Raw genomic sequence first — 24,944 nt, forward strand, 5'->3', positions numbered from 1 at the left:
AACCACGAAACAGCATGTTGTTTCGTGGTTTTTTGTGTGACCTACTATTCTTTGTGCCCTTCTTTACGATAGTGTAGCTCAATAAACTCGCCAAAGCGTTTCGTGTCCACCAATTGATACCGCTGTACATAATCTCCTTCTTGAAAAAGACGAATCCCTTTCCCAAGTAATACAGGCGCAATTTGAATGTACCATTCATCGATCAGTTGCTGTTCAATGATTGGTTTGAGCAAACGACCGCCACCAACTACCCAGATCCTTTGTTCACTTGATTCCTTCAACTCCTTGATCAAGCTTACGGGATCTTCGTGAACGACCCTAGCATCCTCTAACTTCAATTCTTTGTCTGTTGAAAAGACATAATTGGTTTTTTCTGGATAGATCTTGGCTGTATCTAAATATTTTTTGGCTTCTTGATACGTTTTTCTGCCCATGATCGTTACATCGATGGTTTGATAAAACGCATCATAGGTTGTTTTTTCCCCAGTAGGCGTATCGAAGAGCCATTGCAAGTCATCATTAATTGTTGCTAGATAGCCATCCATACTGATTGCTCCGTAAAAAATGATCTTAGACATTTCATCTTTCTCCTTTAGCGAGTGACTTCTTGGTGGCGAAAACATGTGATCAGGTGATCGTTGATGATCCCTACCGCTTCTAAAAAGGCATAAATGGTCGTACTTCCAATAAATTTGAAACCGCGTTTTTTCAAGTCCTTTGAGATGCGATCAGAGAGTTCACTAGTAGTTGGCACTTCACTTTGGTCTTGGTAGTTTCCGATTACGACTTCGCCATTGACAAAGGACCAGAGGTAATCAGAAAAACTCAGTCCGGTTGCTCGCATGGCTAAAATAGCTTGTGCGTTAGCGATTGCCGCTTCAATTTTCCGGCGATTGCGGATGATTCCTTTATTGCTCATCAATTCTTCGATTTTTTCTTCAGTATAGCTAGCGACTTTTTCGAGTTCAAACTGGTCGTAAGCCTCATCGAAAGCTTGGCTCTTGTTCAAGATCGTTTGCCAGCTGAGACCTGCTTGATTGATATCAAGCATTAATTTACGGTACAGTCGTTGGTCATCATATTCAGGTACTCCCCAAATCGTATCATGGTACTCACGCATCATTTCAGTTGATTCACTCCATGGACAGCGTTGCATCGACTCACTCCTTTTGGGATTTTCAGACAATGTATCAAAAAACTCCGAAGACAAAATTAAATACGTCTTCGAAGCTTTTTTGCACTTGATTACTGTTTATTTCTTTTTCTTCTTTTTCTTTTTATTTTTCTTCATCATGCGATTCATCGCCATTTTTCCTAGCTTACCTTTGACACCGGTACCGAACATTTGGTCCATGCCAGGAATATTCATATCCCCTTTAGACATTTGTTGCATCATCTTACGGGATTCTTTGAATTGTTTGATCATACGATTGACTTCCACTACGCTGTTCCCTGAACCAGCAGCAATTCTGCGTCGGCGGCTTGGATTCAATAGGTCTGGGTTTTCACGTTCTGCAGGTGTCATCGAATAAACCATTGCTTTTTTACGCTCAACATCTTTCGGATCAACTTTGATATTTTCGATTCCTGGCATCTGATTCATTCCTGGGATCATTTTTAATAAGTCTTCGATTGGGCCCATACCCATGACTTGATCCAATTGTTCAATGAAATCATTGAAGTCAAATGAGTTCTCACGCATTTTTTGCGCAAGCTCTTCTGCTTTTTTCTCATCATAGTCTTGTTGCGCTTTTTCGATCAGCGTCAACATATCCCCCATACCAAGGATACGACTTGCCATACGATCTGGATGGAAGACTTCTAAGTCAGTCAGCTTTTCACCAGAACCGATGAACTTGATTGGTGCACCGGTCACTGAACGAATCGATAGCGCCGCTCCCCCACGTGTGTCTCCATCTAATTTTGTGATGACGACCCCGGTGATCCCTAATTGTTGATTGAAGCTATCCGCAACGTTGACGGCATCTTGACCAGTCATCGCATCGACAACGAGTAGGATTTCGTTAGGTTGTGTCAAGTCTTTGATTTGTTTTAATTCATCCATCAATGTTTCATCAATGTGTAAACGTCCGGCTGTATCGATCAATACGTAATCATTTTTCTTTTCTTTCGCGAGTTCCATCCCTTGACGAACGATTTCTACAGGACTAACATCTGTTCCCATATCAAAAACCGGAACATCCAATTGCTGTCCTAAAACTTTTAACTGGTCGATGGCAGCAGGACGGTACACGTCACCTGCAATCAATAAGGGACGAGCATTTTCATTTTTCTTTAAATAATTCGCTAATTTACCAGTAAACGTTGTTTTACCTGCCCCTTGCAAACCAGCCATCATGATGACAGTCGGGATTTTTGGAGATTTAGTCAATTCAACCGTTTCTGAACCTAAAGTGATCGTTAACTCTTCATCCACGATCTTTACGATTTGTTGTGCTGGAGAAAGACTATCAAGTACTTCTGCTCCAACTGCACGTTCGCGCACACGTTTCGTAAAATCTTTGACTACTTGTAAGTTGACATCGGCTTCTAATAGCGCAAGACGGATCTCGCGCATCATTTCCTTGACGTCAGCTTCAGAGACTTTTCCTTTTTTTCGTAACTTTGACATCGCCTGTTGTAGGCGTTCAGTTAAGCTTTCAAATGCCATATTTTATTCATTCCTTTTTGTTATTCTTCGATTTCTTGAATTTTTTTGATGTATCCTTGCAGCGTTTGATCTTCAGGATACTGTTCATTGATATAGTTCGTCAATTCTGTCAACAACTGTTCACGAACGACATAATCAGAAAAAAGGTGGAGTTTTTTTTCGTAATTCTCCAAGATCTTGCTCGTTCGTTTGATATTATCATAAACTGCTTGGCGACTGACCTCATATTCTTCAGCGATTTCTCCAAGTGAAAAATCATCTGCATAATATAATTCCATATAATTCATTTGTTTCTCAGTCAACAGTGTCGAATAAAATTCAAAAAGAGCATTCATCCGATTGGTTTTCTCAATTTCCATTCAACTCACCTCGTTGATCCATCCACTCTTCTTCTGAGCAGACACTGATTTTTTGTTGGAGAAAATAGGCGGTTGCTACGCCAATGCCTTCTTTCAGACTACCAGTGAAACTACCATCATAGATAGTTGATGAGCCGCAGGAAGGACTATTTGCTTTTAAGATCAACGTTGAGATCTGCTTTTCCTTGAGTACTTGATAAGCATTGATCGCACCATTTTTATAAGCTTCTGTAACATCTTTTCCAGAGATCGTCATGACCTTAGCCTGATGATCCCAGACATCAAACCCATCACCACCAACGATTTCTGCTGGTTCTCTTGGAATGGGCAAACCTCCTGCTACTTCTGGACAGATCACGATTGCTTGACCTTCTGTCACGAGTTTTTTTAAGGCAGGGATTGTTTGTTCCCGGCCATCATAGCGACATGAGACGCCACCTAAACAAGCACTGATACCGATCATCGGACATTTTCTCCTTTAGCTGAGCAAATTGCTTTTATATTATACCATTTATTTAGCTGGTTAAATAGTCCTTGCCCCCGATTCTGTGCTAAAATAAAGGAGATGAAATTTATCAAAAGGAGAATTTATGAAAAAAGTACTAGTTGTTGATGACGAACCCTCAATTGTAACATTACTGACATTCAATCTTGAAAAAGAAGGATATAAAGTAACCAGTGCTGCAGATGGTCAAGAAGGTCTTGATCTTGCATTGGAACATTCATATGATTTCATTATTTTAGATGTGATGCTTCCTTCGATCGATGGCATCGCGATCACACAAAAGCTCCGTCAAGAAAAAAATGATACACCTATATTGATCCTAACAGCTAAAGATGATCAAGTCGATCGAATCATCGGACTGGAGATCGGTGCGGATGATTATTTGACGAAACCTTTCAGCCCTCGGGAAGTCCTTGCACGGATGAAAGCCATCTTTCGTCGGATCGAGCCCCGTAAAACTCAATCTGATGAGGCAGAACCAGAATACTTATCGATTGGACAAATCAAAGCCGACTTGACGAATTATCAAGTGACGATCGAGGATCAACCGATCGAACTTACGCCGAAAGAATTTGAGTTGCTTGTTTATTTCATGAAACGCAAAGATCGAGTGATCGACCGAGATACACTGTTGGATCGTATCTGGAATTTTGATTTTTCTGGACAAAGTCGTATTGTTGATGTCCATGTCAGTCATTTACGTGAAAAAATCGAGCGTGATCCGAAACATCCTAAATATTTACTGACTGTTCGGGGCTTTGGTTATAAATTCCAGGAACCAAAACGATGAAAAAACAATGGAAAAAATTCTCCGAGCGCTTGTTTTTTCTCATCTTGTTGCTTGGCTTATTTTTTGGTGGATGGCAGATCATCTCCCATTATTTCCAACAACAGATCATTGAACAACAAGAAAGTTATTTGACTAAAAAAGCGCAGTTATTGGCTCGTCAACTAGATGTCGAGAATCCTACTTCTGCTAGTAATAAAGCAGTTCTGGATGAATTTGTCCATCAATCCAATGAACGAGTGACGTTGATCGATCAAACTGGCACGATCATTTATGACACAGAAGAATCTTCTTTGCATGAACAAAGAAAAACACGCCCGGAAATCAAAGCGATCTTAGAAGGAAGTACGCTTGGTACTTCTCTTCGTAAGAGTACGACATTGAATGAAGAATTACTTTATGTCGCCTTGCCCATCAAAGTCAATGGAAAATTGGTAGCGATCATTCGCATCGCTGAACCTACAAGTGGCTTTCTTCCTCGTACGGAAAGTTTTCGCCGTTGGGTATTCGGTTTCTTCTTGGTTTTCTTTCTTTTATTGACATTTATGATCTACTACCTGATTTACCAACGAAACCAACCACTCAAAACAGTGATTCCTGTTTTGAAAAAAATGGTCAAGAACCCGGAACAAACGGAGATCATCATGCAGACTTCTGATCAATGGGAAGAATTATACCAGACGATCAATGGCTTGAGTGAACAGATGACCAAAATGTATCGCGCTTATACGACGACGGAGGAACAATTATACAGCTTGTTGAATGAATTGATGATCGGTGTCTTTCTGATTGACTCCAATGCCACACTGCGCCTGCTTAATCCAAAAATGCAAGTCCATCTAGGTGTGAAAGATTATCAAGAAAATCAACATTACACAGAAGTGATCCGCGAACCAAAATTGATCCAATTGATCCATCAAGTTTCTCCGTCTGAACCGATCGTTCATCAAGAAGTCACGATTGCTGACGGTACGCAAACACTGGATATCAGCTTGCGTTATTTCAATAGTTCAGAGGATACTGGACAAATTTTAGGTGTTGCTTATGATCTGACAAAAGTCAGACATTTAGAAAAAATGCAAAAAGATTTTGTCGGCAATGTCTCACATGAATTAAAAACACCTGTCACTTCTTTGATTGGGTTTACTGAGACTTTACTGGACGGTGCAAAAGAGGACCCCGACACACTGACTGAATTTCTATTGATCATGCAAAAAGATGCGATTCGTTTAGATAAGCTGATCCGAGAAATTATTCAGTTATCAAAAGACGAAGAGAGTTTACATGAAACCCAAACGATCTATATGGAGCCTTATTTCCAACAGGTGATCCAAAGCTATCAACCAATGATCCGGAAAAAACAGTTGACGATCAAATTGATTGGAGAAAATACTGCCTTTACGACACATCCTGATTTGCTTTACCCGATCATCAAAAACTTGTTTGAAAACGCGATCCAATATTCAAAAGAAGAAAGTGAGATCATCCTTCGCTACGAAAGCCACGATCAGCTGATTTTCTCTGTACAAGATTTTGGTATTGGTATCGATCGCGAAGATCAAGAACGCATCTTTGAACGTTTTTATCGTGTAGATAAAGCGCGTAGTCGCCATTCAGGTGGTACAGGATTAGGATTGTCGATCGTGAAAGAATACGTGAATTTACTTCATGGTACGGTGGAGATCGAGAGTCACCCTGGTATCGGCTCTACCTTTATTGTGAAGATCCCTAAAATCAATTAATCGTGAACCTGATAGGTATAAATGAAATAAGCGTCAACCTCCAAGAACATTTCTGTTTTAGGAGGTTGACGCTATCTCTTTGTACCCAACAATTCTTCGCTCATTTCTTGAAAAATGGAAATACTTTTCTCCAACGTTTTTTCGTACGTGTCGTATCGATCTTATCTAAATGCAAATATTTTTCCACGAAAAAGGTCAACTGACGAAAGATGGATTCTGCTGCGAAAAAGAGCATGACCACCATTAAGATAGACACTGGAGAAATGGCTGATATTGAAAATAGTTTATGCAAGAAGACAACAGAAAAGACGATTCCACTTGCACAAAATAGTATGATCCGTGTTCGAAATTGGTTCAATGGTTGACAGATTTTATAAAGGACTAAAAAGCCAACAACAATCAACAACATGGTAGAAGCTGTCGACGTATCGGTTTTGTTCAGATTTAAAATCGAACCACCCACGACTAAAGCGCCTACCACCATCATATCAGTCAGCCCCCCCGGAATAGCTTTTTCCAAGACATTCTCAATGAATCGGCCTTTGATCCGGTTCTCATTTTCTTCCAAAGCTAATAAAAAGGAAGGCAACCCGATCGTGAATAAACTGATCAATGTGATTTGTGAAGGTTCTAATGGATAAGTGAATGCAAAAAGAACAGAAAACACAGACAGTAAAAATGAAAAGATATTTTTTACTAAGAAAAGACTGGCAGAACGTTCGATATTGTTTACGACACGCCGCCCTTCGCCAACAATCTCTGGCATTTTAGAAAAATCTGATTCCAACAAGACCACTTGCGCCGCTTGCATCGTCGCTTCATTCCCTGATGCCATCGCAATGCTACAATCGGCTTCTTTCATTGCCAAGATATCATTTACCCCATCCCCAGTCATCGCCACTGTATGCTTCTCTTTTAGTAAACGGACAAATTCCTTTTTTTGTTCTGGTTTGACACGGCCAAAGACGGTATATTTTTCCATGGCTTCTGGAAATTCTTCTTCCCTTAACGAGGAGACATCCACATATTGCTCCGCGTTTGAAATACCCGCTTGTGTGGCAACATGAGAAACTGTCGCTGGGTTATCACCAGAAATCACTTTGATAGCAACTTCTTGTTTCTTAAAGTAATTAAACGTTGCTTTCGCTTCTTGACGGATCGGATTAGCAATCAATAAATAACCTAACGGGATAACGGCTTCTTCCAAGTCTTCTTGTGACAGTACCCCTTGGTATTCACCGAAAACTAATACCCGATAGCCTTGTTCCGTATACGCGCTAAATTCAGAAGCATAACTCGTGAACGCTTCGCGTAAGACCATTTCTGGTGCTCCAAGGACATACGTTTTATCCGTAAATGTCACGCTGCTATATTTTCTCACAGAAGAAAAGGGTAAACTTGCTGTTGCCTCCCTGTCAGAATGCTTCGTGAAGTAATTTTTGATTGCTTGCATCGTTTCATTGTCAGCTTCGATTGCCTGTGCGTAGTCACCAAGTAATTCATCCAACTGATCTGCTGTTTGTTTTGCTAAAGAATTTTCAGGAATCAGCACACGTTGAACGTCCATTGCATTTTCAGTGATTGTTCCTGTTTTATCGACACATAATACATCCACTCGTGCTAACGTCTCGATGCTTTTCATGTCATGCAGCAACACTTGTTGTTTTGCTAAGCGCGTCGCACTCATTGCTAGTGCAATCGTTGTGAGTAGGTACAGCCCTTCAGGAATCATGCCGATCAACGCAGCTTCCATCGAAACAATACTCTCTCTTAATGTATTGCCATTGTAAAAGTAACTTTGAGAAAATAAAGTCAATCCAATAGGAATAATAATGATTCCCACCCATTTGATGATCTTATCTAACGAAGCAATCATCTCGGATTGTTCTCCAGTACCCATTTCTTTTGCTTGCATCGTTAATTTGGCAATATAAGATTCATTGCCAACTCGTGTCAACTGAACTTTTGCTTTACCCGTAACGATGAAGCTTCCTGACATTAATTCATCGCCGATTTCCTTACTTATCTCATCCGCTTCACCAGTCAATAGCGCTTCATTCACTTGTAGATTACCTTCTATGATCTTTCCATCTGCGGGGATCTGGTCTCCTGTTTTTAGAATGACGAGATCATCTAGAACTAACTCTTCGATAGTTATCTTCTGTTCTTGACCATTCCGTAATACTTTGACTGTTGCGGCATGTAACATGCTCAACTGATCCAAGATTTTCTTGGAATGGATCTCTTGATAGATCGCAATGCCAGTATTTGCCAATATGACAGGTAAAAAAGTCAAATTTTTATAGGAATTGACGACACATAATAAAATCGCTAGGACTAAAAAAATCAGATTGAAATAAGTAAAGACATTCTCCATCACGATTTGCTTGTTCGTTTTAAATGTAGGACTCGTTGCTTGATTGACAGCGCCAACACCTATTCGCTCTTGGACCTGTTTGTCTGTCAGCCCTTCATTTTTGTTAGGATCGATGCGTTCTAATTGTGCCAACATTTGCTGTATCTGTTTTTCTCGCTGCTTTTCTTTTCTTTTCATAACTAATCCCTCAACTTTTTTTCTACTCTTTAACCATACGTCATTTTGCCAAATAAATCCTCAGATATAACTGATATTCTTCTTTCAAAACTGTCATATGAAAAAAAACGAAAACGTAGAGTGAGCAATAAACTAAAAAAAGCTTAGATCCTCAACGAGGAACTAAGCTTAATAATCAATGGTAGTCGTTATGAATAAACATGTGATTGAAAGATGTATTCAATCTTATGATAAGTTCCCTTCTGCGTCACGTTCAACTTTCATCATGCTGATCGGTAGGTAGCCTAAATCTTGTACTGGTCCTTCTTGAACGGCATCAGTCATCATGAAGTCTAAGAACTTCTTCACTTCTGGTTCTGGTTCGCCATTTGTATACATATGCTCATAAGACCAAATTTCCCAGCTATTGTCTGAGACATTTTCAGGAGTTGGTTCTACACCGTTGATTTTCAACGCTTGAGTAGAATCATCTAAATAAGAGAAAGCTAAATAGCTGATCGCACCTGGTGTTTGTGAAACGATTTGACGAACTGTTCCTGATGAATCTTGTTCTTGAGATTGTATTGGTACAGCGCCATCTAAAGCCCAGTATTCAAAGGTTGCACGAGTGCCACTTCCGTTTGCACGGTTGATGACATTGATTTCTTGATCTGCTCCGCCTAGTTCACTCCAGTTAGTGATCTTACCAGTGAAGATCTCGATCAATTGTTCTTTTGTAATATCTTCAACGCCTGTATCTTTATTTACGATTGGTGCCATTCCAACAACTGCTACACGATGGTCTACCAATTTACTTGCATCGATCCCATCTCTTTGTTCTGCAAATACATCAGAGTTTCCGATTGTTACAGCACCTGACGCTACTTGACTAAGACCTGTTCCACTTCCGCCACCTTGAACAGAAATCTGATAGTTGGGGTTATCTTGTGTAAACATTTCTTGTGCAGCATCAACTAAAGGTTGCAAAGCGGTTGAACCGACCGCTACGATTTTTACTTGATCATCTGAACTAGCCGAGTTGCTTGCTGATCCATCCGTACTTCCTGAACCAGAACCACATCCAGCTAAGATAAAACCTAATACTCCTAAAGAAAATAAAACTTTTTTCATTTATATGCCCCTTTCTTAGTTACAAATTGATTGTATCAGGGTACTGTAAATCCTAGATATTGAATATGTAAAGTTATTGTTAAGTTGTGTAAATATATCGTAAAACAAAAAAACGTCCGAAAATGGACGTCCTACAAAAAACTATATCTTTTCTATAAGTAAGGATTGTTCACGGATCTCTGTATAATAGAATAGGCCAACTGCTAACGCAAAGGAAGCAATCGCTACATAAAAACAAGGTTTGATGGTCAAAAAATACATCGCAGAATAGCTTGTATCTTTTAGTCCACTTTCACTTAATCCATTCGGACCGATGATGATCCTCGGTAATATCGAGAAATAAGATGTAAAGACCAGCATAGAAGAAAACTGGATCAAATGCCAATTATACTTTTTTATAAATGTTTTTGAAACGATCAAATTCACACTGATCAAAAAATAAAAAAGGGTCAATGTCGGAAAATTTTTGGAAATAATAAAGCCACTTCCATTGATGATGCCAAGAATCTCAGCACCTTGTACTACTGCATTCACCCATGTAAAAGGCAAAAGAAAAATTGGGAAAAACCAAAGAAACAAATACAATTGTTCTAGTTTTATTCTCTTTTTCATACAAAACCTCCCAAAAGACACTCCATCTATCATACTATATTCTATTTCTCTAAAAAAACTGAGGGGAAAGACTAGTTTTTTAAGAATAAAGCAATGAGAGTTTATTCATTTTATTCAGAATATTTCAAAAAAGAATTGATTATTAATTGTTTGATTTTACAATAAAAACCAAAGGGAAATGATTTGGAGGAATGTACCTTTGCGATTATTTTACATAAAAAAAACAATCTACTTATTGATGTGTGTGCCTTATTTTTATCTCGCTCTACTTTTTGATTATTATTATCATTCAGTCATCCTATTTATATTATTGATATTTTGGGCTTTTTTTGTTGGTTTTACGTTGAGGCGAACCAATCGTTTAAAAACATTGTTTCTTGGCAATCTTTGTTCTGCGAGCACCTCTTATTTATTTTTTGCTAAATGTACAGAATGGCATTTTTTGTATCATCCTTTTTCACCTGAACAGATCATCTTACTGCTCGCTGGTATTTACTTATTTCCACAGTTATTAGGGATCATCTGGGGTAGCATATTCGCGCGTTATCGTAGACACACTCACTTTTAATGACAAACAAAGTAAAGCATCCACAACAGCTGTGAACTGTCCTCAGATGCTTTACTTTTATTTTTATGCTCTATTTTACCTAGTTGTAATGTTTGATAAATAAATTATCGTCAACACTTCGCAACTTATTATATTTCATGTAAATAGATTTTCTTGATGATCAGCTTATCGAATAGTTGCGATTGACTATCTTGTTCACCGATGATCTCTGCGATCACGATTTTACCATTTGGTTTTTTCCTTAATTGGTAATTGATTTTACCCGTTTCTGTTAATTCATTGAGCATATCAACAACCCCGCCAAAACCAGTTTTCTTCGTAATGAATCCTAATGCTACCATTCGTTCATCAAGATTTTTAGCAGAGATAGACACACCTGTAACTAAATATTGTTTTAAGGCGCTAACCAATTCATCTAACGATTCAGAAGTGGATACGATGGCCGTGCGATTTTTTGTGAATGGTTCGTTTGTCGCTGATCCATTTGTTTTTGTCTCTTCTGTTTCTGTCGCAATGAGTTGGCGAAGCGTGGCTAATTCTTGCAACAACGTTTCATATTGCTCTTGGGTCAACATCACACCAGCAACTTTTTCACGATTAAAAATATATACGCCTGTTTCAGCTTTTCTAGCTTGGTCAAACACATCCATCGGCGATCTTTTCACTTCTGTAATCGAAGATGTAGGTACTTCTAGTTTCTTTAATTCCAATGGATTTTCCTCCTTTGTTTTTCCAGTCCATTATAGCATATTCTAGCGCTCGATGATTCGTTTACTCGTAAAAGTTATCTTTGTGTTGATCCAATAATCGATGTCTGATAATAGTCTTTCGATTCCTAGTGAATCTTGATAAAAATATGTTTTCTGATCATTAGTGAGACTAGCAGAAAAAAAGTGATCTGTGATGACAAGTTGAGCATAACTAGGTGGCTTACTTCTGGTACATACATGGATCGATGTTCGTTTACGATGACGTAACGTTTTATCTAAGATGGCTGCAAGTCGTCTAGCTTCTTCGTGGTCATAGCGAAAAAAGAACACGATTTTCACTTCCGGTGCATACATCTCCAAATAGCCTCGTTCATTCAATAATTTCAGCAACATCTTTGCCCAATCGGTCGTTGGCTGAAACAAAGCTTGCTGTAAAGCGATACGAAACTGGTTTGATTTCTCAATGAAATTAGGGATCGTGTCTGCCAAAGCTTGGTAGGCAACGGCTTCTTCATGGATAAAGCGATCATGAAGACCAATTGAATATTTCAACCACTCTTGGAATAGTACTCTTGTTATTTTCTTTTTGTTGGAACTTTCAAAATCATTCGTCAACCAAAATAATGAATCTAATTTTTCAGTAACAATCGATAATTTTTGATAGACGGAGGTTTTTTCGATCTTTTCCCACCGCTTGTCTGTGATCAAATGGCTATTCAGTCGCAGGATAGCCCGATAATTCTTTTCTTTTGTCGGAAGCTTTTGTTCAGAGCGAAAGAGTAGTTCTGGAAAAATCTCATAGAAGAACAATTGATGATTTGTAAAAATCTCAATATCTGTATGTTTGGGACGATGATCTAGAAGTTGGATGAATAGTTCTGAAAATGTTTGATCATGGTCTTCCTTAAAAAAAGTTGGGAACTCTTTGAGAAAGCAAAAAAGTAAATATCTGATTTTTCGTTCAGAACCATAGATTTGCTGCTTTTTATAGGAAAAAGAAAGATGATAATCCCCTAACCATTTTTTCAATCGTTCTTGTGCGGAACGATCATATTCGAAGGAGTATTCCCTTTGTAAAATCAGATCCCGTAGTAAACAGAACGAATCCGATCGGATCAAAAATTCAAACAAAAGAAATGGTTCATTGTATGCTTGGTGGTAGACGAGTTGGACTTCTTTTTTATCATACGCTAGTTCTAAGGGATAATCCTCTGATTTCAATCGCTTCAAATAACGATCGATCGTTTTGACATCAACATCCATCCTTTTTGCTAAGTCGCTTTTCTTCCATGTTAGATCTTTCATTTGGTTGATCAGTAAAAAGATATTCTGTGCATTTTTTGTTAGTAATGTTTGCCAATTCATTGCTTAACCTCACTCTATCAATAGTTTTTCCAGAGTGGCTCATCAATACTCTGAAAATGTCTCTTATATAAAGTACGCAAAGAAATATTTTTTGTTTTTCTTATTTTACTAATTTACAAAATTAACCAGAAATTAATCCAAAGTCTCTCGTTTGTGTAAATCGTACCAATGACAAAAAAAGGAAGTAGGACCTTAGTTCCCTCCCTCCATTTAAAAACGAATAGACGGCGAGAACAGAAGTAACCTCAAGATATAAGACGCCAGCCACAAAAATTTGAAGAACAATTTTCGTGGCTGGCGCCTTATTTCTTGAGGTTGAACACTTCTGTCCCGACCTCCCATTGACATAGTCATATTCACTCTTTATTCAATAATTATTTACTAAAAATGATCATTCTTTGATCTTCAACGTCAACGCATTCAATGCTACAACTACGGTACTCAATGACATCAAGACAGCTCCGATCGCTGGGCTTAACAAAATTCCGATGGGTGCAAGAATCCCTGCTGCTAAAGGAATGGCAAGAATGTTGTAACCCGCTCCCCACCATAGATTTTGGATCATTTTCTTTCTCGTTTGTTTAGCTAGATCCAAGAAATGCAAGATATCTTTTGGGTCACTGTTGATCAAAACAACATCCGCTGAATCGATCGCAATATCGGTTCCTGCTCCAATCGCCATCCCGATCGTTGCACGTGCTAAACTTGGGGCGTCGTTGATTCCGTCACCGACCATGATGACTTTTTTTCCTTGTTCCTGATAACGTTTGACGATGTCTTCCTTGTCATTTGGTAAAAGCCCACCATAAAACTCTTCGATACCTAAGTATTGCGCGACCACTTCTGCGGCATGTTGATTATCACCAGTCAACATCACCGGAGTGATCTTTCTTTCTTTGAGACTTTGAATAAAGGTTTTTGCTTCTGCTTTGATGATGTCACCTAATGCCACTAATCCGACTAAACGATCATCGATCAATAGAAAACTAACTGTATTCCCTTGCTCTTCGTAAGGCGTTAGTCGTTCCTTTGCAATTTCAATTCCTAAACGTTTGATTTCTTTTTCGTTGACTACTTTTACATTCTTATCTGCTACTGTTCCAGTTAAGCCAACCCCTGAAAGATTTTTTTGATTTTCTGCTTGATAAGGAGAAATATTCTGTTCCTTCAAATAACGCATGATCCCAATGGCTAATGGATGATTGGCGTTCGCTTCTAAGGCACCTAAATATTTCAATAGTTCTTCTTGAGGATAATCATCGTCTAAGCTTTCGATACCAGTGACGGTGAATTTTCCTTCCGTCAACGTACCTGTTTTATCCAGCATGATGACATCTAACTCATTAGCTTGTTCTAAGGCGCGACGACTTTTAAGCAACAACCCATTTTTAGCAGCAATCGACGTTGAACGTGCCACCACTAGAGGAATCGCCAAACCTAACGCATGGGGACAAGCGATGATGAAGACAGTGACCATCCGTTCTAAAGCAGTTGGTAAATCGGTTAAAATCAGCCACACAACAAATGCCAATAGACCGGCGATCAATGCGACATAAAACAACCATTTTGCTACTTTGTCAGACAAAGATTCTAGTTTTGACTTTTCACCTTGTGCTTGACGGACCATATCCATGACTTTGGCTAAATAGCTATTTTCACCTGTTCCGGTCACTTCGATTTCAATGGTGCCGTCTCCATTGATCGAACCACCGATCACTAAATCAGATGTTTGTTTTTTGACCCCTTTTGATTCGCCAGTCACGGCAGATTCATCCACGATCGTTTCTCCTTTGAGAATCGTTCCATCCGTTGGCATCTTATCTCCTGCTCGAACAACTAAATGATCTCCCTCTTTGACTTCTTTTAAAGAAATCGTCTCTTCTGTCCCATCTGTTCGTAATCGTTTGACTGTTTCGGGTAATAATTCTGCTAGTTTCTGTAACGCATTACTTGCATTAGAAACGGCACTCATTTCGATCCAGTGCCCTAATAGCATGATGACGATCAATGTCGCCAACTCCCAGAAGAAATCCATTACATGAGTATGAGGGTTGATGAGATTCGCAATAAAAGAATAGACACTATAAACATAGGCTACAGTGATCCCCATAGCAATCAAGGTCATCATTGCTGGACTTTTTTGTTTCAATTCCATTTTAGCGCCACTTAAAAAGGGTTGTCCGCCATAAATGAACAAGAGGGTCGCCAGGATCAAGACGAGCCAATCAGAGCCAGGGAAAGTCACTTGAAAGGGAAATTCCATACCCATCATGGGTGAAAACAAGATGATCGGAATCGCTAGCAACAAGGACAACCAAAATTTTTGTTTGAAATTCCCCATGTGCATCGAATGATCCATCCCACCGCTCATATGGTCATGATGATCCATTGAACTGTGATCCATCGAACTATGATCCATTGAGTGATGCTCATGTGCCATGGTCTCGTGGTTCATTTTCGTATGGTCCATCTTTTGGTGTGTCATGTTCGTTTGTTCCTTCGTTTCATCATGATGATGCTCGTGCATCGTTCGTTTTTTTTGCTCGTTCATTTTCATTCTGTCCTTTCCTTTGTTGAACCGTTTATTTCTTCATTTTTTGGTTTAGACTTAATGAATTGAGTAACACACTGATTGAGCTAAAGGCCATCGCTCCTCCGGCAATGATTGGATTCAGTAAGCCAAACGCAGCAAACGGAATGCCAATCGTGTTATAAATAAATGCCCAAAATAAGTTTTGTTTGATTTTTTTCAAGGTCACACTTGAAAGCTCGATCGTTTGTCCAATCGACGAGAGTTGACTATTCATCAACGTTACATCTGCTGTTTCCATGGCAATATCAGTGCCACTACCCATCGCGATGCCGACATTTGCTAAAGCCAAGGCGGGAGCATCATTGATACCATCGCCGACCATTCCCACTTGTTTTCCTTCTTTTTGCAATTTTTCGACATAGCCTGCTTTTTCATCAGGTAATACTTCAGCAAAGATGTGTTCTGGCGAGATACCCACTTCTTTTCCAATCGTCGTTGCAACCGATTGATTGTCCCCTGTGACCATATAAACTGCCAATCCTTGGGCTTGTAATCGTTGGATTGCTGATCGCGCATGTTCTTTGATCTGGTCAGCCACAGCGATCATACCCAATACTTGTCTATCATCTGCAAGAAACATCACGGTTTTTCCTTGTCCTTCTAATTGTAACGCTTGTTCTTGATACGCTTCAAATGAAACGTTCATCTCGACTAGTCGTTTTCTCGTACCAATAAAATAAGATGTTCCGTTGATTTCTCCACTGATCCCAGCACCCGGATGTGCTTTTGCTTGAAGCACAGGCAAAGTCTTGATCGACTGTTCTTTTCCATAAGTCACAATGGCTTTGCCTAAAGGATGCTCTGAACCTTGCTCTAATGTGGTGGCGATCGTTAACACTTCTTCGTCACCGATAACGTCTGTGACCACTGGTTTCCCTTGTGTGATCGTACCAGTTTTATCTAAAAGAATCGTGTCTAGATGTGTCGCAGCTTCTAATGCCTCGCCGCCTTTGATCAAAATACCCTTTCGTGCGCCTAAGCCTGTACCAACCATGATAGCAGTTGGCGTCGCTAGTCCTAACGCACAAGGACAAGCGATGACTAACACTGAAACACTATGGATCACTGCCAGTTCCCAGTTGCCACTGATTAGTCCTGTGGCTATTAAGGTAACGAAGGCAATGACTAACACGATAGGTACAAAAATGCCAGAAATCTTATCAGCAATTTTTTGGATCGGGGCTTTGCTTCCTTGGGCATCTTCCACCATTTGGATGATTTGTGAGAGGACGGTTCCTTTTCCTACTTGGGTCACCGTCATTTCAAGAATCCCTGTGGAATTGATGGTGCCACCGAAGAGTAGATCCCCCGTTTTTTTCTCAACTGGCACACTTTCTCCAGTCAGCATTCCTTCATCGATCGCACTATCCCCTTTGATGACTTTCCCATCTGTTGGGATTTGTTCTCCCGGTCGGACGAGTAAAATATCCCCAATCGCTACTTCCTCGATTGGTATGGTCTTTTCTTCGCCATTTTTTATGACCTGTGCTGTTTTTTTCTGAAGAGACATCAACTGCTTGATGGCATCGCCGGTTTTACTTTTGGCTGTGTGTTCCAAATATTTTCCTAACAAAATCAGCGTGATGATCATATTGCTACTTTCAAAATATAAGTCCGATGAATGTGTACTGAAAAAACCATTGTATACACTAAGCGCAAATGCAGCGGTCGTACCGATTGCCACTAACACATCCATATTGGGTGCGTTTGTTTTGATGGCATGATACGCTCCTTCATAAAAGCGCCAACCAATATAAAACTGGACAGGAATTGCTAAAATCAGTTGGACCCATGGATCATGGAAAAAATGGACAAGCGTTCCATGAAAACCTAACATCATTGCAATCATCGCGATCATCATAGGAATCGTCAAGAGAGCACCTATGATGACATCTCGCTTCATTTTTGTTAAATAAGTTTGCTTTTCTTCTGCAATTTTTTGCTTATGGGCCTCATCATATAAAATCGCACCATAACCAATGGTTTCAACACTTTGGATCAGTTCTTCGATCGATACTTCCTGATAATTGATCGTCGCTTTTTCTGTTGCCAGATTAACAGTCGCAGATAATACACCGGGCTGTTCATTCAACTCTTTTTCGATTCGTGCAGCACAATTGGCACAAGTCATTCCAGTAATCACCAGTGTGTCTTTTTTAGCTGGATGCTCCATTTAAATCACCTCTGCTTGATAGCCTAAATCATTGATTGCTTGACATACGGTTGATGGTTGGATCACTGTTTCATCTAATGACACAGTTCCGATCTCTTTTTTTAAGTTGACATTGATTTTTTTTACACCCGGTAGCGCATTGACCGTTTCTTCCACTCTTGCAACGCAATGTTTACAGCTCATTCCTTTGATCGTTACTTTTGTTTTCATCGCTGGTTTCCTCCTAGTTGTTTTGATGGCAATGACATTGTCCTGGAATGCAATTGCACTGGATATTTGTTACTGGCTCTTTTTTCTTTAGTTCTGCCATGATTTGGTCAATATCTGATTGTGTTAAAGTTGCTTCTGAGACAAGATCTGCAATCGTCTCGCCGATTTTCTTCGCGCAAATATGTGAGAATAAATTCTCTGCGGCACTTTGCACAGTATCTGTTTCAGACACCGCTGGATGATAAATAAATTTTTTCCCTTCTTGTTCTGTCCAAATCGCTTCTTTTTTGACAAGTCGTCCTAATAACGTTTTGACTGTTGCTGCTTTCCAGCCCATTGATTCAGAAAGGATCTGTGTGATTTCCTGAGCTGTGGTGTCTCCTAATGTCCAGATGACACGCATGATCTCCCACTCTGAATCACTGATTTTGATTGGCTTTTTCACTTCTTCCATATGTATCACTCTCCTTTTCGTTTACAAACGTAAACTTAATTTCTAAATACAGATTACACTTGTAAACGAAACGTGTCAACTACTTTTACTTCGCCATTGCTCTAGAAATTTTTTTTGCTGTCGTGGACCATTCAAAATGACTAATTTCTCTTCTGCTCCTTGTTCATAGATTTTTTTGATCGCTAAGGGTTCCCTCTCGTTCTTGAAACGCCAAACAAAAAGTAAAAAGTCCAAATATTCTTTGTCGAATTTTTCTATAAATTCTTCTGGAACATCTGGACGGGTACTTTTATCTACTTTTCGTTTGAGCGAACGCTTGATCACACGATACATCGCTCGGTATCTCGGCAAGCGAAGCATTAGGATCAAGTCAGCTTGTTCAATTCGATCTTTTGCAATCGATAGATAATTTCCTTCGATGATCCAATCCTTGTTCTCCGCCATAAATTTTTCCTGTTCTTTTAACAACCATTGCTTGGCTGCTTTTCCATAGTCCGTTGCTAGCCACAATCGATCGAGAGCTAAAAGAGGGCTTCCTGTCGTTGCTTGTAAGCTTCTTGCAAGTGTGGACTTACCTGCACCCGACTGTCCAATAATCATTATTTTCATTTTGTCCTCCTTCGAATGGTCATCTTTTTATTTTACCTCTTATTCTTAATAACGTAAAAAAAGACCGAACCAATCGTTGGACTGATTCGGTCAAATCTTATTTTAAAGTTGAGAAACTGGTTCTTTCAATGGATTTTTCTTATTATCACGACGTGCGATCGCTGGTAAGATCATACCTAGTAAAATCAAAATGATCGGTGTGACGATATTTGAGATCAATTGGAACCACCAAGCTTTTGGATCAGCAGCGTATTCCACTTTTGGTACCATTCCCAAAATACATGCAAACGCAGTGAAAGCAAAACACCAAGCACCAAAGATGAATCCAACTTTAGGATTTTTCACGAACTTATATTCCGACGTGAATTTTTTGTATGCTTTGTTCAACATCATGTAGGCTAGGAATACCCATAAGTAACGCATTGGCATAACGACTGAATTTAAGTTCGTCAACCATTTAACTAATTCATTCATATCTTTGATACCAATAATCGGTAATAGGATGATGATACCGACTAAGATACCAGTTAACATGTAACCATTGACCAACGTTCCTTTACGGTTACGTTTACGTAACCAACTTGGCACAAATTCTGGATCTGCATCGGCTAACAAGATCTTCAATGGCGCATCAATAGAAAATGCCAAGGCAGAAATTTGACCAACCATATTCGTCAATGCATAGATGATCATCAATGCATTGCCAATACCATAATAGTTACCTAAGATTTGGAAGGCACTGTACGCACCGTTTGCCATTAAATCTTTAGGAATATTGTCACTTGCAAATAACATACCCATTGCTACAGAACCTAAAACAGCACAGATACCGACCATCGCTGCCAAAAAGATCATCCCTTTTGGAAATTCTTTTGCCGGGTTACGTGTAGAATTAACATAAGGAGAGATTTTCTCAGCGCCTCCTACAGCAAAGACTAACATTGAAACAGTCGTAAAGTAACTAAAGTCAAACTTAGGAATATACGTTTTGACTTGGTTCATATTTGCTGTCGCAAATTCCATCGTTGGATTGATGAATGGCGCAGTAACAGCAAGTAAAATGAATAATAATGACATGACGAACATCGCTGTACCTGCTAAACCACCGATAACTTTTAACGTTGATAAGCCTTTTGTTGATAGATACAAGAAAGCTAAGAAAATGATCAATGAGATCACTGCGACCATTTGGACAGACATCGTATTGACGATATCGCCATTTCCTTGAACTGCCCAGCCAGCTGCAATCAAAATCGCTTGTGGTTTTTGTGCTAAGTATGGAATGTGAACGCCCCAGTATGTCCAGGCAGCATAATAAGCTAAGCGTTTATTCGAAGTAGTATTTTCTACCCAAGAACTAACGCCCCCTTTACTATCTTTGAATGCTGATCCTAATTGACCGACGATCAGTGCATAGGGGATAAAATAAATAGCTAGGATCAATAACCATGAAGTGATTACTGAGATTCCTTGTTGCGCGTAGTTATTGACGACATTCCCCATACCCCAGACCATGTTGAATGCAATCAACGCTACTGTAAACCAGCGCAGTTGTTTTTCGTTCATCTGATTTCTCCTTTATAAATATTTAATAATTATTCATTGACTATCATATTCAATTTTCATAATGTTTACAACACTTCGTTATTTTATTTGTGGATTATTTTAGGTAAAACACATTGTTTTTACATTTATTTTTCATTTTATCCTCTAACACCTAATCTAAAGGCTCACAAACATGAATTATTTTCTAACTATTTTGGAATTTTCAGAACAATTAAAATCTTCCAGTTATTTTAATCACAGAAAAACCACAGTCCTCAAATAAATGATTTCTGTGGTTTAACGGTGCTTTTTTGACTGTTTATTTGACTTTTTTGACAGATAGCCCACGCATGGCGTTTAAAACTGCTATCAGGGTCACACCGACATCGGCAAAGACTGCATTCCCCATAGAAGCAAAGCCAATAGCTCCGAGAATCAATACAATCACTTTTACTCCAATAGCAAATGCAATATTTTGCTTGACGATTTTCAACGTTTTTCTTGAAATTTGAATCGCCTCCGCAAGTTTTGATGGCTCATCGTTCATGATGACGACATCGGCTGCTTCAATAGCTGCATCACTGCCTAAACCACCCATGGCGATTCCCACATCTGCTCGAGCTAATACCGGTGCATCATTGATCCCGTCTCCGACAAAGGCAGTTTTCTGAGTCGTTTCGCTCATCAAAGCTTCTAATTTTTCTACCTTATCTTCTGGAAGCAGTTCACTATAGACTGCATCGACCCTTACCTCTTTTGCGACTTGTTCCGCAATCGTTTTAGCATCACCTGTCAACATCACTGTCTTTTTGACGCCGACTTTTTTCAATGTCTCGATAGCAAATGTTGCATCTGCTTTGATCGTATCCGCGATAACTAAATAGCCCATGAGCTGACTGTCGATCGCTAAATAGATCATTGTTCCTATTTCATGATTCTCTGGTTGCTCGACTCCATAGCGAGCCAATAATTTTTGATTTCCGACAAGTACCTCTTGTCCCTTGACCTGTGCGTTGATTCCTTCACCAGCGATTTCTACAGGTTCTTCAATTTCATATAACGGGCCACTGTAGGTATCCATGACCGCCTTGGCGATTGGATGTGTCGATAGATTTTCTAGACTCGCCACATATTTCATAAACGCTTTCTCGTCAATGGTAGAAACAACTTTTTGTACGGCAAAATCACCCTTAGTCAGGGTACCTGTTTTGTCAAATACCACTGTTTCTGTACGAGCTAAAAGTTCTAGATAATTTCCACCTTTGACAAGTATCCCTCGTTTACTAGCCCCACCGATTCCTCCGAAAAAGCTAAGTGGAACAGAAATGACCAATGCACATGGACAAGAGATCACTAGAAATGTCAATGCTCGATAAATCCATTCAGAAAAATCTCCTTCAAAAAGTAAGGGTGGGACAGTTGCTAAAAGAACAGCTAAAGCAACAACGATCGGCGTATAGTAACGAGCAAACTTAGTGATGAATTTTTCAGCTGGTGCCTTTTTACTGCTTGCTGTCTCCACTAGTTCTAATAATTTGCTGATGGTCGAATTTTCATAGTTCTTTTTTACTTCGATGGTTAAAGGATGGGTCTTATTGATAAAACCACTTAATACATTTTCACCACTCATCACTTCTTTAGGCAATGATTCTCCTGTTAATGCAGATGTATCTACGAGGGATTGTCCCTTCAAAATCGTTCCGTCCAAAGGAATTCTTTCACCTGGTTTGACCATGACCGACTCACCGATCCGCACTTCTTCTGGTTGCTTATTTACCAAGCCGGTTTCAGTGATCACATGAGCAACTTCCGGTCGGATCGCCATCAACTCACGAATTGACCGACGAGACTGATCGACCGCAAAATGTTGGAAATACTCACCGATTTGATAAAACAACATGACAGCAACTGCTTCTGGATATTCACCGATCATCATCGCACCGATCGTTGCAATCGACATCAAAAAGTTTTCATCAAACACTTGTCCTTTACGAATATTGACGAACGCTTGCTTGATAACATCAAAGCCAATGAGAACAAAAATGGCCAAAAAAGTAATGAAACGAATTGGCTCAGCAGGCTTCCATAAAAACAATAAAAGCAAGCTAAGTGACGCTATGGCGATACGTAACAATGCTGTTTTATTTTCTTTTTCTGGTTCATGATTTTTACTTGTCTGCTTTTTCACTTCGATTATTTTGACATCTGGTTCTAATTGATGGATTTCTTCTGTTGCTTGCTTTTCAATCGTTTCAATGACAGCTTTATCTGCATCGATCATCATTTTTCCAGTCGCAAAATTGACCGATGCTTCTTTTACGCCAGGTATTGCTTGTACTTTTTTTTCGATTTTCATCGCACAATTTGCGCAATCTAAACCTTCTAATTGATAACTTTTCATTTTAAGTCCCTCCTTACTAAACATATGACTATCTCTTCATAAGTTATTATACATGAATGAGTATTCATATGTCAAATCATAGTAACAACGGATCATGATTTAAGTATCGTTCGGGAGAATCATTATTTCTTTAAGGTGTAAAAGAAGTTTCTTATGTAAAAGTGACGAATGATAAACTTTTTACAATAGAAAATAAAGGAGAATATCTTTGAAAGATCAAAAGATAAGGAGAAGAAATATGCTTGATTTTGACGGACAATACCATCAATTGGCACTTGCTCTAAGATTAGGAAATGCAGCAGCGTTTGAAGTTGTAGGTGCAGACGGGAAAAAGAATTACCAATTTTTATTTTCAAGATTTATCAAAATGATCGAAAATGATGTTGATCATGCCTTGATCAATGAAACGCAAAAAACTAAAGTGATCCAGTCTTTAAAAAGTACGATTACATACTACGAAATGAAAAAACCGGCAGAATTGCAACAGGAAATCGAAAATCTGAAAAAAAATGATCCAGCGAGTTTTATGATTATTCCTTCATACATTGTAAGTCCTTCTTATCATCATAATCATATTTATACTTTGATCATCTATAAGCAAGAACATGACTATCTTGTCGCTAAAATAGATAAATTTGCGGCAAATACCAACATGGGTAATCAGTTATCAACTATCCCAGCAGATCATTTGGAAACGTTAAGTAAAATACTTTTTGCTACAAAACTCGAACATCATAGCGAATCTAAAGTCAATATCATTGATGCAATCAACCAACTCTCAGAAACGCCACCAAAGAATCTTGATTTTGACATGAGAGGATATGCGCTAATTCCTGTTTGCCCCATCTTAGAACCACTTACTGCCTTTCGAAGTGTCCTTCATCATTGCCAAGAGGCTACATTCACGCCCCCCTTTGCTGAAGGCAAAGTAAAACCAAAATTTTGTACATCAATAGCATTTCGCAAACGTTTCTATCAGACTTTTCTAGGTGAAAACACAAAGCATAATGAAAAATTTTCCCAGCTATGGAAACATTATGAACAGCGAAAAAACATCACTGGTCTAAAAGAAACTATCTCAAGAGATGACTTTGTTGAAATTTCGAATGATTTCGTAAAGAAAGTCTACCAAGATCCTAGAACACCTAAAACATTTGTTAAAAATCAATCCGTCGAGGTCGCACCTTATTATTATCATGTTTTTTATGATGATTCCAGACGATTGAAACCATTGGATGCTCACATCAGCGCAATCATTGATGGAACGGATCAATCATCAAAAGAGGCCTATCGACGAAAAGTAAAAGTTAAGAGCCAGCGATTTGGGGCAACAGCCAAAACATTCAGAGAAAGGATTTTTTCTGATAGACAGACCTCTAAAAGTAACTCCACAGACGTGCTAAGTCCAACTTCTCCAACACATCCGTCCCTTACACAAGCGAATTTTAATCATCGCATAGTAGACGCAACCAACAAATCGAATTTTTTGAGTAAGCAAATACCTAAAAAACATACAGATATCACTCGCTAAGTGTAAAAAAAGTAACTCTTTCGACAGACTAACAACTGTGCAAGAGAGTTACTTTTATATTTAGTGACTATTTAAACGATTTCTGCCCCAAACGGCATCAGCGCTAGGCGGGCTAACTTGAAGGACTGCTTTGCAAAAGGAATACCAATGATCGTGATACAAAGTAAAATCCCACTGATGACATGCCCTAGAGCAATCGGTAGACCTGACACGATCAACCAAATGATATTGACGATCAAAGATACGCCATTGTTTGTATAAATGACTTCTTTTCCAAAGGGTGCAAACGATAAAGAAGCTAGTTTAAAGCATTGTAGCCCGACCGGAATACCAACAATTGTGATACACCATAACACACCTGCTATCGCCCAACTAAGTCCACCGAGTAAACCACCAAAAATAAACCAAATAATATTTCCAATACAACTCATTGTTTCTTTCTCCA

22 protein-coding genes are annotated in these 24,944 nt (G+C 39.1%); 4 read left to right on the top strand and 18 right to left on the bottom strand.

The annotated features are described in order from the left end of the window. Positions 1-44 precede the first annotated feature (44 nt). The 5 genes from IGJ19_RS09570 to IGJ19_RS09590 form a co-directional block, all read right to left on the bottom strand. Entirely contained in the window at positions 45-578 is a 534-nt protein-coding gene (locus IGJ19_RS09570; RefSeq protein WP_071867497.1) for a dihydrofolate reductase family protein, read from the bottom strand. A gap of 14 nt (positions 579-592) precedes the next feature. Next, positions 593-1,156: a DNA-3-methyladenine glycosylase I gene (locus IGJ19_RS09575; protein ID WP_260697657.1), complete on the bottom strand. Its 564-nt coding sequence runs from the start codon at positions 1,154-1,156 to the stop codon at positions 593-595. Positions 1,157-1,252: 96 nt separating this feature from the next. Beyond that, on the bottom strand, positions 1,253-2,671 hold the full coding sequence (gene ffh, locus IGJ19_RS09580; RefSeq protein ID WP_010735002.1) for a signal recognition particle protein: 1,419 nt from the start codon (positions 2,669-2,671) through the stop codon (positions 1,253-1,255). A gap of 20 nt (positions 2,672-2,691) precedes the next feature. After that, a complete protein-coding gene (locus tag IGJ19_RS09585; RefSeq protein WP_010735001.1) occupies positions 2,692-3,030 on the bottom strand; it encodes a putative DNA-binding protein in 339 nt (112 codons plus the stop codon). Beyond that, positions 3,020-3,493, bottom strand: coding sequence for a DUF523 domain-containing protein (locus IGJ19_RS09590; RefSeq protein WP_071867494.1), 474 nt, complete (start codon positions 3,491-3,493; stop codon positions 3,020-3,022). Before IGJ19_RS09590 ends, IGJ19_RS09585 begins: the two co-directional genes overlap by 11 nt. Positions 3,494-3,620: 127 nt before the next feature. Between IGJ19_RS09590 and IGJ19_RS09595 the strand changes: the two genes are divergently transcribed. Both IGJ19_RS09595 and IGJ19_RS09600 read left to right on the top strand, forming a co-directional pair. Next, positions 3,621-4,325, top strand: a complete 705-nt coding sequence (locus IGJ19_RS09595; RefSeq protein WP_010734999.1) for a response regulator transcription factor — start codon at positions 3,621-3,623, stop codon at positions 4,323-4,325. Next, positions 4,322-6,064: an ATP-binding protein gene (locus IGJ19_RS09600; RefSeq protein WP_430603823.1), complete on the top strand. Its 1,743-nt coding sequence runs from the start codon at positions 4,322-4,324 to the stop codon at positions 6,062-6,064. Before IGJ19_RS09595 ends, IGJ19_RS09600 begins: the two co-directional genes overlap by 4 nt. A gap of 100 nt (positions 6,065-6,164) precedes the next feature. Here the strand turns inward: IGJ19_RS09600 and IGJ19_RS09605 are convergent, their stop codons facing one another. From IGJ19_RS09605 to IGJ19_RS09615, 3 genes are all read right to left on the bottom strand, one after another. Further along, on the bottom strand, positions 6,165-8,618 hold the full coding sequence (locus tag IGJ19_RS09605) for a cation-translocating P-type ATPase (protein WP_430603825.1): 2,454 nt from the start codon (positions 8,616-8,618) through the stop codon (positions 6,165-6,167). A 225-nt stretch (positions 8,619-8,843) separates the two neighbouring features. After that, on the bottom strand, positions 8,844-9,728 hold the full coding sequence (locus IGJ19_RS09610; protein ID WP_086334935.1) for a phosphate ABC transporter substrate-binding protein PstS family protein: 885 nt from the start codon (positions 9,726-9,728) through the stop codon (positions 8,844-8,846). A gap of 141 nt (positions 9,729-9,869) precedes the next feature. After that, positions 9,870-10,340 carry a hypothetical protein gene (locus IGJ19_RS09615; protein ID WP_010734995.1) on the bottom strand — a complete coding sequence of 157 codons (471 nt, stop codon included), beginning with the start codon at positions 10,338-10,340 and terminating at the stop codon, positions 9,870-9,872. A gap of 199 nt (positions 10,341-10,539) precedes the next feature. Here IGJ19_RS09615 and IGJ19_RS09620 point away from each other — a divergent pair, with 199 nt between their 5' ends. Continuing rightward, on the top strand, positions 10,540-10,908 hold the full coding sequence (locus IGJ19_RS09620) for a hypothetical protein (protein WP_233433729.1): 369 nt from the start codon (positions 10,540-10,542) through the stop codon (positions 10,906-10,908). Between the two features lie 128 nt (positions 10,909-11,036). Here IGJ19_RS09620 and IGJ19_RS09625 read toward each other — a convergent pair whose 3' ends face one another. The 9 genes from IGJ19_RS09625 to IGJ19_RS09665 form a co-directional block, all read right to left on the bottom strand. Continuing rightward, positions 11,037-11,618, bottom strand: a complete 582-nt coding sequence (locus tag IGJ19_RS09625; RefSeq protein WP_074799523.1) for a prevent-host-death protein — start codon at positions 11,616-11,618, stop codon at positions 11,037-11,039. A gap of 42 nt (positions 11,619-11,660) precedes the next feature. Then, on the bottom strand, positions 11,661-12,983 hold the full coding sequence (locus IGJ19_RS09630) for a hypothetical protein (protein WP_071867488.1): 1,323 nt from the start codon (positions 12,981-12,983) through the stop codon (positions 11,661-11,663). Between the two features lie 391 nt (positions 12,984-13,374). After that, positions 13,375-15,534: a copper/silver-translocating P-type ATPase CopB gene (gene copB / locus IGJ19_RS09635; protein WP_430603827.1), complete on the bottom strand. Its 2,160-nt coding sequence runs from the start codon at positions 15,532-15,534 to the stop codon at positions 13,375-13,377. A 31-nt stretch (positions 15,535-15,565) separates the two neighbouring features. Then, positions 15,566-17,749 (bottom strand): heavy metal translocating P-type ATPase, encoded by a 2,184-nt coding sequence (locus tag IGJ19_RS09640; protein WP_430603829.1) that lies wholly within the window; start codon positions 17,747-17,749, stop codon positions 15,566-15,568. After that, positions 17,750-17,959 (bottom strand): copper chaperone CopZ, encoded by a 210-nt coding sequence (copZ, locus tag IGJ19_RS09645; RefSeq protein ID WP_071867486.1) that lies wholly within the window; start codon positions 17,957-17,959, stop codon positions 17,750-17,752. Positions 17,960-17,972: 13 nt separating this feature from the next. After that, complete coding sequence (locus tag IGJ19_RS09650; RefSeq protein ID WP_071867485.1) at positions 17,973-18,413, bottom strand: CopY/TcrY family copper transport repressor; 441 nt, start codon at positions 18,411-18,413, stop codon at positions 17,973-17,975. 75 nt (positions 18,414-18,488) lie between these two features. Then, positions 18,489-19,022, bottom strand: a complete 534-nt coding sequence (locus IGJ19_RS09655; protein WP_430603831.1) for a topology modulation protein — start codon at positions 19,020-19,022, stop codon at positions 18,489-18,491. Positions 19,023-19,124: 102 nt separating this feature from the next. Beyond that, positions 19,125-20,588: an APC family permease gene (locus tag IGJ19_RS09660; RefSeq protein WP_430603833.1), complete on the bottom strand. Its 1,464-nt coding sequence runs from the start codon at positions 20,586-20,588 to the stop codon at positions 19,125-19,127. Between the two features lie 298 nt (positions 20,589-20,886). Continuing rightward, complete coding sequence (locus tag IGJ19_RS09665) at positions 20,887-22,968, bottom strand: heavy metal translocating P-type ATPase (protein WP_430603835.1); 2,082 nt, start codon at positions 22,966-22,968, stop codon at positions 20,887-20,889. A 238-nt stretch (positions 22,969-23,206) separates the two neighbouring features. On the opposite strand from IGJ19_RS09665, the gene IGJ19_RS09670 reads away from it, so the two are divergent. Further along, complete coding sequence (locus tag IGJ19_RS09670) at positions 23,207-24,499, top strand: hypothetical protein (RefSeq protein WP_115358020.1); 1,293 nt, start codon at positions 23,207-23,209, stop codon at positions 24,497-24,499. Positions 24,500-24,570: 71 nt separating this feature from the next. On the opposite strand, the gene IGJ19_RS09675 is transcribed toward IGJ19_RS09670, so the two are convergent. Then, positions 24,571-24,930, bottom strand: a complete 360-nt coding sequence (locus IGJ19_RS09675; RefSeq protein WP_071867480.1) for a YccF domain-containing protein — start codon at positions 24,928-24,930, stop codon at positions 24,571-24,573. Positions 24,931-24,944: the final 14 nt, after the last annotated feature.

This window comes from Enterococcus sp. DIV1368b, assembly GCF_050529595.1.
Taxonomy (GTDB): domain Bacteria; phylum Bacillota; class Bacilli; order Lactobacillales; family Enterococcaceae; genus Enterococcus_B; species Enterococcus_B mundtii.

Coding starts and splice junctions, on each gene's coding strand:
- IGJ19_RS09660 (WP_430603833.1), bottom strand. CDS start 20,588: ATGAACGAAAAACAACTGCGCTGGTTTACAGTAGCGTTGATTGCATTC.
- IGJ19_RS09650 (WP_071867485.1), bottom strand. CDS start 18,413: ATGGAAGAAGTGAAAAAGCCAATCAAAATCAGTGATTCAGAGTGGGAG.
- IGJ19_RS09615 (WP_010734995.1), bottom strand. CDS start 10,340: ATGAAAAAGAGAATAAAACTAGAACAATTGTATTTGTTTCTTTGGTTT.
- IGJ19_RS09640 (WP_430603829.1), bottom strand. CDS start 17,749: ATGGAGCATCCAGCTAAAAAAGACACACTGGTGATTACTGGAATGACT.
- IGJ19_RS09670 (WP_115358020.1), top strand. CDS start 23,207: ATGCTTGATTTTGACGGACAATACCATCAATTGGCACTTGCTCTAAGA.
- IGJ19_RS09655 (WP_430603831.1), bottom strand. CDS start 19,022: ATGAAAATAATGATTATTGGACAGTCGGGTGCAGGTAAGTCCACACTT.
- IGJ19_RS09585 (WP_010735001.1), bottom strand. CDS start 3,030: ATGGAAATTGAGAAAACCAATCGGATGAATGCTCTTTTTGAATTTTAT.
- IGJ19_RS09630 (WP_071867488.1), bottom strand. CDS start 12,983: ATGAATTGGCAAACATTACTAACAAAAAATGCACAGAATATCTTTTTA.
- IGJ19_RS09665 (WP_430603835.1), bottom strand. CDS start 22,968: ATGAAAAGTTATCAATTAGAAGGTTTAGATTGCGCAAATTGTGCGATG.
- IGJ19_RS09600 (WP_430603823.1), top strand. CDS start 4,322: ATGAAAAAACAATGGAAAAAATTCTCCGAGCGCTTGTTTTTTCTCATC.
- copB (WP_430603827.1), bottom strand. CDS start 15,534: ATGAACGAGCAAAAAAAACGAACGATGCACGAGCATCATCATGATGAA.
- IGJ19_RS09570 (WP_071867497.1), bottom strand. CDS start 578: ATGTCTAAGATCATTTTTTACGGAGCAATCAGTATGGATGGCTATCTA.
- ffh (WP_010735002.1), bottom strand. CDS start 2,671: ATGGCATTTGAAAGCTTAACTGAACGCCTACAACAGGCGATGTCAAAG.
- IGJ19_RS09595 (WP_010734999.1), top strand. CDS start 3,621: ATGAAAAAAGTACTAGTTGTTGATGACGAACCCTCAATTGTAACATTA.
- IGJ19_RS09675 (WP_071867480.1), bottom strand. CDS start 24,930: ATGAGTTGTATTGGAAATATTATTTGGTTTATTTTTGGTGGTTTACTC.
- IGJ19_RS09575 (WP_260697657.1), bottom strand. CDS start 1,156: ATGCAACGCTGTCCATGGAGTGAATCAACTGAAATGATGCGTGAGTAC.
- IGJ19_RS09605 (WP_430603825.1), bottom strand. CDS start 8,618: ATGAAAAGAAAAGAAAAGCAGCGAGAAAAACAGATACAGCAAATGTTG.
- IGJ19_RS09610 (WP_086334935.1), bottom strand. CDS start 9,728: ATGAAAAAAGTTTTATTTTCTTTAGGAGTATTAGGTTTTATCTTAGCT.
- copZ (WP_071867486.1), bottom strand. CDS start 17,959: ATGAAAACAAAAGTAACGATCAAAGGAATGAGCTGTAAACATTGCGTT.
- IGJ19_RS09590 (WP_071867494.1), bottom strand. CDS start 3,493: ATGATCGGTATCAGTGCTTGTTTAGGTGGCGTCTCATGTCGCTATGAT.